This is a genomic window from Vibrio sp. V43_P6S15P86 (assembly GCF_009904725.1).
Lineage (GTDB): Bacteria > Pseudomonadota > Gammaproteobacteria > Enterobacterales > Vibrionaceae > Vibrio > Vibrio diabolicus.
Window position 1 is genome coordinate 1 of the sequence record NZ_WXWT01000015.1, and the last position, 12,903, is coordinate 12,903.

The window sequence follows — 12,903 nt, forward strand, 5'->3', positions numbered from 1 at the left end:
CTACCGTTCTAGCTTGAATACCTCGGCCAATGCCGAGGTATTTTTTTATCTTCGTATTGAAAATAATCCATTAGGTATTGATTTTAACGCTGCCAATAAGTGCTTTGTCACATTTTCTTAAATACTATGTAAATTTTTTGGCAGAGAAGTACGTACGTATCATTTTTCTTTTGCATCGTTAAGGGAAAAGTAACTCATTAATTTTATGATAGTTAAACTTGTTGTATAACGGCTATCCTACGTAGTTATACGTAATACCTAAGGCTAATGTCTTATTGATGAATTACTCGCTTCCGTGTTCATGCCCATTTCGCATTCGACAACATTGTTACATCTTTTATACCGAATACAGCCAATCCTAATGAAATGGATGACAACAATAACCTTGGTGATAAAGGACGTGAACGATGAGTCTAATCCAAAAATCTTTAAAACGAGTGCTCAAAACAACCGCTGTCGTTGCCGCGATGACATTCGTTGTGACTTCTGCAAATGCTGCTGAAAAAGTCTATCGTTTAAAGCTTGCTGAAACTTGGGGACCTAACTTCCCGATTTTTGGTGATGCGACAAAAAACATGGCAAAAATGGCAGAGGAGATGTCCAACGGGCGTCTGCAAATCCGTATTGATTCCGCAAACAAGCACAAAGCGCCTTTTGGGGTGTTTGATATGGTTAAGTCTGGTCAATACGACATGGGCCACTCGGCGTCTTACTACTGGAAGGGCAAGGTTCCAAACACACTTTACTTCACTTCTATGCCTTTCGGTATGTTACCAACTGAGCAGTATGCGTGGTTTTACTACGGCGGTGGTATGGAGCTGATGGAGAAGGTGTACTCTCCACATAATTTGATGTCTTTCCCTGGCGGTAATACCGATACTCAGATGGGCGGGTGGTTCCAGAAAGAGATCAAGTCCGTCGAGGATTTGCAGGGTTTGAAAATGCGTATCCCAGGTTTTGCTGGTGAGATCTTGGCAGAACTAGGTGCAAAACCAACGAATATCGCCCCTGGTGAACTATATACCTCTCTAGAGCGTCGCACAATTGATGCCTTGGAGTGGGTTGGTCCATCATTGGACTTGCGCATGGGCTTCCACAAAATCGCGCCATACTACTACACAGGTTGGCATGAGCCAGCAACTGAGCTTCAGTTCCTTGTTAATAAGCGTACTTGGAACCGTCTACCTGATGATCTAAAAGCGATTTTACAAGTAGCAATGAAAACCGCCGCTTACGATATGTACACGCAATCGAAACACGAAAGTGGCAAAAACTGGGCATCTATCAAATCTGAATACCCAAATGTTGAAGTCAAAGACTTCCCGCCTGAAGTAGTGGCTGCGTTGCGAGAAGCAAACGATCGTTTGTTGAAAGAGCACGCAGAAAAAGATGCTTTGGCGAAAGAGATTCAAGAGTCGCAAGCGAACTACATGAATCAAGTTCGACCTTGGTCAGACATTTCACACCGAGCTTACTTAAACAGTCAAGCTCAACAATAACGTTATGACGCAGGCGACGCCGAGAGGTTTAGCCTGCGAACGAAGCCCAAGAAAACTTCATAATGAATGCTCCGCACCATAGCGGAGCGTATCCAAACGTTCCACGGAGTTCGGAATGAGAAGTCTTATTTATATTGAGCGATTATTTAACCGCTTTAGCGATTTTCTCGGATGGTTGTCCAGCATCCTGTTTATTTTATTGTTGGTGAATGTGGTTTACGACGTTGTGATGCGATATGTATTCAACGATGTATCCATTGCATTCCAAGAAATGGAATGGCATCTATTCTCCGCCGTATTTTTGCTTGGTGTGCCTTACGCGATTAAGTCTGGTGGCCATGTCCGAGTCGACATTTTTTATGAACGCTTATCTTACAAAGCACAATCCATCATCGACATCATAGGCACGCTATTTTTCTTATTCCCTTTTTGCCTACTGGTGGCTTGGTTTGGTATCGATTTCGCCAAAGAAAGTTACGCGCTAGGCGAGACGTCTGGTGATCCAGGCGGATTGCCATATCGTTGGATCATCAAAGCGATGATTCCGCTGTCATTTTTCTTTATGGCAGTTAGTGGCATTGGACTGCTGCTGCATTCGATCAACAAGATTGTTAACCCTCATCTTATCTATGCCGGTAATAACGGTACGTCGTAAAAGGAAGTCATTATGATCGGTATAGTGATGTTTTTTGTTGCGCTCTTTGCGCTTCTATTGGGATTTCCCGTTGCCTTTACTTTTGGTGGTATCGCGCTGATTTTTGGTGTTTGGGCTGAAGGCATCGAGATGTTTGCTTTTATGCCATATCGAATTCAGTCCATTATGGAAAATACGGTGCTAATGGCCGTACCATTGTTTGTCTTCATGGGACTAGTACTTCAGAAGACGAAGCTTGCAGAGCAACTGCTTGAGTCGATGGGACGTCTGTTTGGCGGCGTCCGTGGTGGTATTGCTATTTCGACAGTATTAGTTGGCGCACTACTTGCCGCGTCAACGGGCGTAGTCGGCGCATCGGTTGTTGCGATGGGGCTGATCTCACTCCCTGTGATGCTTAAATACAATTACGACAAAGGCTTGGCGTGCGGGACTATTTGTGCGTCTGGTACCTTGGGACAAATTATTCCACCTTCTATCGTGTTGATCTTGTTAGGGGATGTACTCGGCGTTCCGGTAGGGGACCTATTTCAAGCTGCGATTTGGCCCGGTATTACACTTGTTGGCGCCTATGTGATCTACATTCTTATTTACGCAAAGTTGAACCCTCAAGCCGCACAGGCGATAGAGCGCGATGAGTCGATCAGTCGAAAGCAAGAAGTGTTCACCGCGCTGAAAGCCGTTTTACCGCCACTAGCACTGATCATTGTGGTATTGGGCTCAATCTTTGCTGGGATTGCAACGCCAACAGAGTCAGCGGCTCTGGGCGGCGCTGGTGCGATAGTTCTGTCGTTACTGTATAAGCAGTTTAGTTGGTCGATGATTTATGATGCATCGAAAGAAACCGTTAAAGTAACCGCAATGGTCTTTGCTATTTTGCTAGGGGCAACCGCCTTCTCAATGGCATTTACCTACACCGGCGGTGATTATCTAGTCGAAGAGTGGATGTTAGAATTGCCTGGAGAAAAGTGGGGCTTTCTCATCATTACTATGGTGGTGATTCTGATTTTAGGTTTCTTTATCGACTTCGTTGAAATCTGTTTTATCATCGTGCCAATTATTGCGCCGGTCGCTGAGTTGATGGGTATCAACATGACGTGGTTTGCGATTCTTATCGCAATGAACTTACAGACATCATTCCTAACACCGCCATTTGGTTTTAGTTTGTTCTATCTAAAAGGCGTCGCACCAGCAGGTGTCACTACGCGAGATATTTACAAAGGTGTAATGCCGTTTATCGCGATTCAAATTGTCGTGTTGGCTTCTTTGCTGTTCTTCCCTGGCTTTTATGGCATGAGTTGATCACTCGATAATAAAAGAGATTTTGTGAAGTGAGAGTTTTTACCTTTTGAGACAAGTTGTTAAGCTGCTATTTATGTCTAGGCGGACGAAGTCGAGTTATTTGTGCTGCTAAGATAGTGAGCTGTAAAGCAGCGTTTCATGGAGGAAAGGGATGCCTCTCAAAGCAAAGTTAATTCTGCTGACATTGATACCCGTGGTATTGGTGTCAGCGAGTATCAGTTGGATTTCTATCTATCAAACCAAGACTCTTGGCAAAAGGGAGGTAGAGATCTTTCATCAAAACCTGATCCAATCAAAAGAGGCGGCGTTGAAAGATACGGTCGACGTCGCCTTTGACTCCATTTCTTATATCTACAACGATCCAACCTTAGAAGAGAGCGTTGCTAAAACACGCGTGAAAGCGATTTTAAACCGTTTAAGCTACGGAGCAGACGGCTACTTTTTCGCTTACGATAAATACGGTACCAACCTTGTACATCCTGTTCTTCCAGAGCTAGTCGGGGAGAACTTACTCTATCTTGAAGACGAGAATGGCGATCGTCTAATTGAAGCTTTGTTGTATCAAGCTCAATCAGGTGGTGGGTTTCATCAATACCTGTGGCAAAAGCCATCTACGGGTGAGGTCGTCCCAAAGCTTAGCTACGCCGCATGGCTCGATAAGTGGGAATGGATGATAGGGACAGGGCTCTATATTGAGGACGTCAGCCAAGAAGTTGCCAATATGCGTGCTGCGGTGAACAAAAATATCGAAACGACTTTTTTCTCGGTCGTCGTGATCTTAGCGGTGACCGTTGCTGTAATTATCGTTCTCACTTTAGCGATCAATCTGCATGAACACCGTCTTGCCGATAAAAACCTTAAAGAGTTGGCACATAAAACCGTCATGTTTCAAGAGGATGAGAAAAAGCATCTAGCGAGAGAGTTGCATGATGGAATCAACCAGCTGTTAGTTTCTAGTAAATGTCATTTGGATTTAATGAGTCATAGACTGGAAGACGAAAAACTCAAATCCCACTTAGATAAATCGCAACGCTCATTGGTCACCGCGATAAATGAAGTAAGGCATATTTCTCATCAACTTCGCCCTAGCGCCCTTGATGATATCGGCTTAGAGGCGGCACTGACCACTTTACTGCAAGACTTTCACTCTCACTCTGGGATTGATATCGAGAGTAATTTTGATACTCAGCAGTACAAACTGACGTCGGAGGTCGCGACGACCTTGTATCGTGTTGCTCAAGAGTCTTTGAACAACATCGAAAAACACGCAAGAGCGAAAAAAGTGACGGTTACTTTGCAAAAAATGGGCAATATGCTGCAATTACTCATACGTGACGACGGTGTTGGCTTTGTGGTTAACCAAGCAGTGCACCAACAAGGGATTGGGTTAAGGAACATGCAAGAGCGTGTAGAGTTCATTGGTGGTGAGTTTGAACTGATGAGTGAGCTTGGTTTAGGAACAGAGATTACCGTGCTGCTTAATTTGGATGAATTAGTTTATGGATAAACCGATTAGTGTGGTGATTGTTGATGATCATCAAGTGGTCTTAGATGGCTTCATGGCTCGCTTGGAGTTAGAGCCTGACATTGAAGTGGTCGGTACGGCAAGCAATGGGCTGGAAGCGATTGAAGTCGCAAAGCACCTTCAGCCTGATGTCATCTTGATGGACATTAGCATGCCGATAATGAACGGTATTGAAGCGACAGGGGTAATTAAAGAAGAGCGACCAGAAAGCAAAATACTTATGCTGACCATGCACGATAACCGTGAGTACATCATGAAGGTCATGCAAGCTGGCGCAGTAGGGTACATGCTCAAGGAAATCTCGGCCGAGAAAATGGTGCAAGCAATAAAAACGGTGAATCAAGGTTCAACGTATTTCTGCGAGTCTGTCACACAAACGCTTTTTACCCAAGAGGTGGTGCCAGTCACTCAAAAAACGAATCCACTTAGCCGCAGGGAAGAAGCGGTGCTTAAATTAGTCGCTCAAGGAAACAGCAGTAAGAAAATCGCCACACTACTTAACATTAGCTACCGAACGGTAGAGACGCATCGCCACAACATTAAGCACAAGTTGGATTTACATTCGACGGCGGAGCTAGCGAAATATGCGTTTGAAACAGGGTTAACGGAGTAGGAGAGTAGTGCCCGCAAAAAGCGAGCACGTGAGAGCGAAATTAATCGACTTTTGTAATGCTGCCAAGCTCGAGCATTGGAGCGACATCGATATCCTCTGCATTCATCATTGTTGAGATGCGTTGAACGGAAGATAGCAGCAGAGACTGCTCCCATTCTTCCAATTTTTGGAATCGATTAATGAAGTGTTCCTGCAATGGCGTTGGTGCTTGCTTTAGGGCTTCTTGGCCTTTGCTTGTAAGTACAGCATGCACTTTACGCTTGTCTTGAACACTGCGTTGACGCTCAACAAACTGGCCTCGTTCTAGTCTATCTAGAATGGTCGTTGCGGTCGCTTGGCTCATGTTAGTGTGGCTAGACAACTGTTTAATCGTTACGTTATCTAACTCATTGATAGCACGCATCAAAATCAACTGTGGAGCGGTCAATCCAGACTCTTTGCTCAGCTTTTTAGAATGTAAATCAATAGCGCGGATGATCTGACGAATCGAGACCAATACTTCTTCGTACTTTTCCAATTTATTCATCCAGTCTGTAGGGAACATTTATCGAGGCGACACTAACTTAAATGCGCCCTTATTTAAAGGGGTGGAATCAAAAATTACCACTACAATTTTAAGTAGTGTCTCCAATTTCATTTTGTCGCGTCGTGTAGACAAAATAAGAAGACCTAAAATTATTATAGCAATAAATGTTTGTGGTCTAACTATTGCGCTAGTGGTTTATCCTTTTAAAGGCGGAAATTGCTGAGTGAAAAGTAAGTTATTGGATTTTTTCATAGCAAAAAGATAGACAAAAACGTGTCAAATGATAGGATCTTGCGCCTTCACGGAATGTAAAACGTATCGTGTTCGAAAGATTTTTTTGTTTGGTACGTAAAAACAGTACAAAAATAGAGAGGAACGATGACAAAGGGTATAGATAAGTACAGTATCGATAGTACCGACTATACGGTAGGTCAAGACAACGTTCAAAAATGGGGTTTTGATGTTCATAACCCAGTTTTTGGTATTAGTGCAGGTTTAATTGCGCTGTTTCTTGTCGCTGCATTAGTTCTAGATGCACATACCGCAAAGACGGCACTTGATGGGCTGAAATGGAAGATCATTGGTTCATTCGATTGGTTGTTCATTATTGCAGGTAATATTTTCGTTATTTTCTGTTTGGCACTTATCGTTTCGCCAATGGGTAAAATCCGCTTAGGTGGTAAAGACGCTGTTGCCGATTACTCGTTCATGTCATGGCTTGCAATGCTATTTGCGGCTGGTATGGGTATCGGTTTAATGTTCTGGAGTGTCGCAGAGCCTGTCGCTTACTTCACTGGTTGGTATGAGACGCCACTCGGTGTTGAAGCAAATACACCAGAAGCAGCGAGATTGGCACTGGGTGCGACGATGTTCCACTGGGGTCTTCACCCATGGGCAATTTACGGTGTTGTAGCACTTTCTTTAGCATTCTTTGCCTACAACAAAGGATTACCGCTGTCTATGCGCTCGATCTTCTACCCGCTTCTGGGTGATCGCGCGTGGGGTTGGGCTGGTCATATCGTGGATATCTTGGCCGTTCTTGCGACCTTGTTTGGTCTTGCAACGTCACTGGGCTTAGGTGCACAACAAGCGGCAAGTGGTATTCATCACGTATTTGGTGTTGAGCCAGGTCTTGGCCTACAAATCGTTGTCATTACCGTTGTAACTTTGCTTGCTGTTGTTTCAGTGGTACGTGGTATTGATGGTGGCGTTAAAGTCATTAGTAACATCAACATGGTTGTGGCGTTCTTGCTACTGATTCTTGTTGGTCTTATCGGTTGGGCGGCGAGTCTAGGTTCGATTCCAACCACACTTATGGCATATGTAGAGAATATTATTCCGCTAAGTAACCCGTTTGGTCGTACAGATGAGGCATGGTTCCAAGGCTGGACAGTATTCTACTGGGCTTGGTGGATTTCATGGTCACCATTCGTAGGTATGTTCATTGCGCGTGTTTCTCGCGGTCGTACCGTTCGCGAATTCATTACAGCCGTTCTATTGGTTCCAACCGCTGTTACTGTTGTTTGGATGTCAGTATTTGGTGGTCTAGCGATCGAGCAAGTTGTTGATAAAGTAGGTGAGTTGGGCACGAATGGTTTGACTGATGTTTCACTTGCTATGTTCCAAATGTTCGATGTTCTTCCATTTGGTAGCATGCTTTCAATCATTGCTGTTGTGTTGGTACTTGTGTTCTTTATCACGTCTTCTGACTCTGGTTCACTTGTTATCGACAGCATCACAGCGGGCGGTAAAGTCGACGCTCCTGTACTTCAACGTGTTTTCTGGGCATTTATGGAAGGTGCAATTGCGGTTGCTCTACTGTGGATTGGTGGCTCAGAAGCAGTTCAAGCGCTTCAGGCTGGTGCAATTTCTACAGCACTACCGTTTACCTTCATTCTGCTTGCAATGTGTGTGAGCTTATTGATGGGTATGAGAACAGAACGTCAATAATTCAGGCATTTTATAAATCTGTCTGAGTAACAAGTAATCAAAAGGCCAGCATTTTGCTGGCTTTTTTTGTGCGGTTTTTATGACGGTGAGACAAAAAAATGACACATGAAAGTTCATATTTTACAAAGAGTTAATGTGCTATTTTGTTTTTTAAAAATTAGTGAATAGTCGTGAAAAAGTGTGTAATATTCACACACCTTAACTGTTCTCCCAACTCAAAAACTATAAATATGAAATTATCATTAAAACAAAAGCTTATTGGCGCAAGCCTTTCTGCTGTTGTTGTGATGGCAACAGCACTTACTTGGTTGTCGGCTGGTCAATTATTTGATCAGACTCGTTCAGGTGTCTATTCACGTGCGCAAAGTCTAAGTACTACTGCGTCAGAAGGAATTTCTGATTGGGTCAATATCCGTAAAGATATTGCTACCGCATTCAACGACTACTCGACAGAGCAAGACGTTGTCCCTTTCCTACAACAAGCTCGCAAGGCTGGTGGCTTTGATGACATCTTCCTTGGTACACCAAACGGTGATATGTATCGCTCTCACCCTGAGCGTAACCGTGCTGATTACGACCCTCGTACTCGTCCTTGGTACAAAGATGCTAACGCCGCAGGTAAGCAGATCATCACTGCTGCATATCAAGATGCAATCACTAACGCGCTGCTTGTAACCATTGCTGAGCCAGTAATGAAAAATGGTCAGTTTGTTGGTGTTGTTGGTGCCGATGTACTGATCGATCAGCTCATCAGCGACGTGATTAACCTAGATGCAGGTGAAAATGCGCATGCGATGTTAATCGATATGAACGAAGGTACGTTCCTAGCGCATCCAGATAAAAGCTTGACGCTTAAGCCTATCACCAGTGTTCTAAAAGACTTTTCAGAAGAGGCAATCGAGCGTGCTGCAGATGAAGGTCGTATCGAAGATACGGTAATCAAAGGCAAAGAGAAGCTTTACTACTTTAATAAAGTACCTGGCACGCATTGGATGTTCGCGATTGAAATGGATCGCGCAACGGAAGAAGCAGGGCATGCGGTATTGCTACGTGACCTATTGATCACTGCAGTGATGATCACCATTGTGGTTATTCTTGCGGTATCTTGGTTAGTTGGTTTCTTGTTCCGTGACTTGAGCCGCGTATCAAATGCACTTGAGGAAATTGCATCTGGTGAAGGTGACTTAACGCAACGACTAGAACCACGCAGTGATGATGAAGTCGGTAAATTGGCTGAAAACTTCAACCGCTTTGTTGGCAACATGCACACGATGGTGACCAAGCTTAGCCACGTATCATCTGCGCTTTCAGAGCAAGCACGCACGACGGCACAGCAAGCTGAAGAGCGTAGTCAGCGTATCTCTTACCAGCAAGATGAGATCAACATGGTTGCGACGGCTGTGAACGAAATGGCTGCAGCAACACAAGAAATTGCAGGTAATGCAGATAGCACGGCAAGTAACTCAGAGGAAGCGGTTCAAGCTTGTTCACACGGTTCTAGCCAAGTGACTCAGACGCAAGGTTCTATCCAGAACTTGGCGCAAGAAGTTCAAGTCGCCACTGATGTGATTCAAGAGCTAGAAGCACACGGAAATAGCATCAATACGATTCTATCAACGATTCAAGGTATTGCTGAGCAAACTAACCTACTTGCACTTAACGCGGCAATTGAAGCAGCACGTGCAGGTGAACAAGGCCGTGGCTTTGCTGTGGTTGCGGATGAAGTTCGCGTATTGAGCCAACGCACTCATGCTTCAACGCAAGAGATTCAAGAAACTATCGAGATGCTACAGGGCACAACAGCGAAAGCGGTTGGCATCATGGGTGATAGCCGTCGTCTGGCTGACACCAGTGTTGATGATGCAAACGCGGCAGCAGCGAGCTTGACGCAAATCCATACTGCTGTTGAGCGCATCAGTGACATGGCAACGCAGATTGCATCGGCGGCAGAAGAGCAAGCATCGGTAACAACCGAGATCACGCGTAATACTGAAGGCATTCGTGACGTGTCTAACGAGCTGTCGGTTGAAGCTCATCAAGCAGCAGAACAAGCTGCCCACCTATCGGAGCTTTCACACGAATTAGAGCAAGAGATTCAACGCTTTAAGCTGTAATCGGATACCGACCTAAATAAAAAGGAGCCATTTGGCTCCTTTTTTGATCGCTTATTAAGCTAGAAAGACGTTATAGCCAGAACTCACTGATCGATTGGTCCTCGTTATAATGATGGGCGATTTGCGCTTGTAGCAGTTCTGCCGTAGCAATTGCATCGGTTAATGCATGGTGAGGGGTATAGTCTGGCAGACCATAACGGCGTCGAGATTGCGCTAGCCGAACCGATTCTGGCTTTTTCCCTTTTAAACGCTCCCAGAGTGAGCCAGGGCGTTTCTGTTGAATGGTTTCTTCAAGATGCAGCGTATCTATCACTGGAAACTCAATTCCTTCCCCTAAACGGCTTTTGAGTGCTTTATCCAGAAATTCTCTCTCGATACGACGATAATGCACAACAATGATTTTTCCGCTTAAGCATGGTAGTAGCTCGCTTAAGATGTCACCCAAGTCAGGTGCATCGATCAATTCACTGTGAGTAATACCATGTATGATTACCGAGTCTTCATCGAGTGCTCGCTGCGGGCGAACTTTCCAATGACGCGAATTGCGCAAGAAAATACGTTTCAAGTTAAACGGCACTAAACCAATGGTAATGATGTCATGTTTCTCGGGGTTCAACCCCGTCGTTTCGAAATCTAGCGCGACGAACTCCACCTCAGACAGGGGGGTCTCTGGTGCAGGTGGTTTATTGCTATAAAACGCAATTAAATTCTCATCTTTAGCCATCTCCAACTTTTGTTCAAATTTCGTTGGCCACTGAATGGTTGGCTTCTGAAAGAGCTTTTTGATCATATTCAACCTCACTTAAAGCTCTTATTCGCTTGGTAGCGGAACTTAAGGAAGTTCTGACCATTGCTTAGGATTTGGAAAGCATCTTTTAGGTTGCGACGTTCAAATTCAGAGAGATTTTCTGGTTCGATATTGTTATCTGGGTCAATGCCTAATTCCACGTCCGTCGCTTGGTGACGAATACGCACCATGGAAATAAACTCTAGTGCGTCTTTTAAGTCTTGTGCACGACCTTTTGGCAAAATGCCAGCATCAATGATGTCGTCGAGACGCTCAAACGAATTCTGTGCGCGTGAGCCAACCGCCAGAGAGTGAACGCGAATTAAGTCGACCAGAGGAGCCGTACCACGACGTTTGAGGTTGATGGAGTTGTTGTGTCTGCCATCTTTCTCCATCACAAAGTCTTTAAAGAAGCCAAGTGGCGGCGTTCGGTTAAGTGCGTTGCGAGCCAGACAGGCTAAGAAGCGATTGTTTTTACGCGCACGACGAACAATAAAGCTGGTTAATTGTTCTGCCCATTTTAAGCGACCGTAAACGCCATCCAAATCGAAAAAGATGGACGCGTTGAGTAGCGCTTTCGGGTTCGGGTTATCAATCCAGTCAGCGAAGCACTCTTCCCACTCAGAACGAGTCATGCGCCATAATGGGTTGGTTGCCATAATATCGCCCGTACAATACTTGTAGCCACAGGCATCTAATCCATCACTGACGTATTTTGCTAAAGCTTCGAAGTACTTACCATGTTTCTCTTCTTGGTAGGTCTCATCTAGAATGATGGCGTTATCTTGGTCAGTCACCAACAGTTGCTCATCACGTCCCATTGAGCCAAGTGCAAGGAAACAATAAGGAATTGGTGGTGGGCCAAGCTCTTCTTCAGCCATTTCTAACAGACGCTGTTTGAAGCTTCGACCAATCACGGACATCGCACTGCCCACCATGTGTGAGTTGGCATCTTCGTTGACTAGGCGTACAAAGCTGCTTTTTACTTCTTCAGCAACAACTGCCAAATCTTCGATGGTCTGTTGTTGGAAAATGCTGCTCACCAATAAGAGCGAGTTTTGTGATTCATAACGAACAATGTCGGTTGTTTCGATAATACCAATAGGCAATTGGTTTTTAACCACAGGCAGATGATGCACGTTGTAACGCAGCATGGTTAACATTGCTTCATAGATGTAGGCATTGTGATCAAGAGACATGACTTCAGTGGTCATCACACTTGATACATCGTCCTGTGGAGACAAGCCTTCGGCCAACACACGGGTACACAAGTCACGGTCAGTAATAATACCAAGTACCGGAGACTGTGGGTCATCCTCGTCACGAACGAAATCTGGATCGACGATAAGTAGAGCAGATACGTTGTCATTCGCCATCTGCTGCGCGGCTTGCTGGATTGTCTGTCCTCGATCAATCGTATGAGCATCGCCAGTCAGCAAGGTTTTCACTTTCGATGTCGTCAGGTCATTGGCGTCTTTGTTTTCTGAAATGGCTTGGCGTAAACGAGCACTATTTTCCACTTCGACAAAGTCTGCAAAGGAATCAAAGTTGTCGTATATTTCTTGGAAAACGTTACCAGGAATGCAGTAGAGCAGAGTATCTTCAATAGCTTTTACCGGAAAGCGTACTTTGTTGTTGGTTAGCATTCCCATCTGGCCAAATAGGTCACCTTCATCAAGACGGTTATAAAGCTCTCCTTTGCGTCGATAAACTTCTACGACCCCGCTTCGCACCACGTAGAGATCTTGGATATAGTCTCCAAAATGGATGATTGGGGTATCTTCTCGGTAGTACGAGATCTCGACACTCTCTGTCACTTTGTTTAGTGTTTCTTCAGGGAGTTCATTGAACGGGGGGTACTTGGCGAGAAAGTTATAAATCTCGAGAAGTTCTGCATCCATCGAAGGTGCCTTTTAGTTCGCAAATAATAAAGTA

The 12,903-nt window shown here is 44.7% G+C and carries 10 protein-coding genes; 7 read left to right on the forward strand and 3 right to left on the reverse strand.

Translation table 11 applies throughout. From position 1 onward, the window contains the following. Window positions 1–407 precede the first annotated feature (407 nt). The 5 genes from CAG69_RS00910 (at window position 408) to CAG69_RS00930 (ending at window position 5,591) form a co-directional block, all read left to right on the forward strand. Window positions 408–1,499 (forward strand): TRAP transporter substrate-binding protein, encoded by a 1,092-nt coding sequence (locus tag CAG69_RS00910; RefSeq protein ID WP_005394734.1) that lies wholly within the window; start codon window positions 408–410, stop codon window positions 1,497–1,499. A 115-nt stretch (window positions 1,500–1,614) separates the two neighbouring features. Beyond that, entirely contained in the window at window positions 1,615–2,154 is a 540-nt protein-coding gene (locus CAG69_RS00915) for a TRAP transporter small permease subunit (protein WP_161442256.1), read from the forward strand. Between the two features lie 12 nt (window positions 2,155–2,166). Further along, on the forward strand, window positions 2,167–3,453 hold the full coding sequence (locus tag CAG69_RS00920) for a TRAP transporter large permease (RefSeq protein WP_005394731.1): 1,287 nt from the start codon (window positions 2,167–2,169) through the stop codon (window positions 3,451–3,453). Between the two features lie 151 nt (window positions 3,454–3,604). Then, complete coding sequence (locus CAG69_RS00925) at window positions 3,605–4,960, forward strand: cache domain-containing protein (protein ID WP_005394729.1); 1,356 nt, start codon at window positions 3,605–3,607, stop codon at window positions 4,958–4,960. Then, window positions 4,953–5,591 (forward strand): response regulator, encoded by a 639-nt coding sequence (locus tag CAG69_RS00930; protein WP_161442258.1) that lies wholly within the window; start codon window positions 4,953–4,955, stop codon window positions 5,589–5,591. The genes CAG69_RS00925 and CAG69_RS00930 overlap by 8 nt, the downstream gene beginning before the upstream one ends. A 40-nt stretch (window positions 5,592–5,631) precedes the next feature. Here the strand turns inward: CAG69_RS00930 and CAG69_RS00935 are convergent, their stop codons facing one another. Next, window positions 5,632–6,108 (reverse strand): MarR family winged helix-turn-helix transcriptional regulator, encoded by a 477-nt coding sequence (locus CAG69_RS00935; RefSeq protein WP_031780419.1) that lies wholly within the window; start codon window positions 6,106–6,108, stop codon window positions 5,632–5,634. 387 nt (window positions 6,109–6,495) lie between these two features. On the opposite strand from CAG69_RS00935, the gene CAG69_RS00940 reads away from it, so the two are divergent. Beyond that, window positions 6,496–8,067, forward strand: a complete 1,572-nt coding sequence (locus CAG69_RS00940) for a BCCT family transporter (protein ID WP_005394723.1) — start codon at window positions 6,496–6,498, stop codon at window positions 8,065–8,067. Between the two features lie 230 nt (window positions 8,068–8,297). Continuing rightward, window positions 8,298–10,181: a methyl-accepting chemotaxis protein gene (locus CAG69_RS00945; RefSeq protein WP_012841645.1), complete on the forward strand. Its 1,884-nt coding sequence runs from the start codon at window positions 8,298–8,300 to the stop codon at window positions 10,179–10,181. Between the two features lie 70 nt (window positions 10,182–10,251). Here CAG69_RS00945 and CAG69_RS00950 read toward each other — a convergent pair whose 3' ends face one another. Beyond that, the gene (locus tag CAG69_RS00950) at window positions 10,252–10,971 is read right to left on the reverse strand and encodes a 3'-5' exonuclease (RefSeq protein ID WP_161442260.1); all 720 of its coding nucleotides are present in this window, start codon (window positions 10,969–10,971) and stop codon (window positions 10,252–10,254) included. 8 nt (window positions 10,972–10,979) lie between these two features. Continuing rightward, window positions 10,980–12,869 (reverse strand): DUF294 nucleotidyltransferase-like domain-containing protein, encoded by a 1,890-nt coding sequence (locus tag CAG69_RS00955; RefSeq protein WP_161442263.1) that lies wholly within the window; start codon window positions 12,867–12,869, stop codon window positions 10,980–10,982. Window positions 12,870–12,903 lie beyond the last annotated feature (34 nt).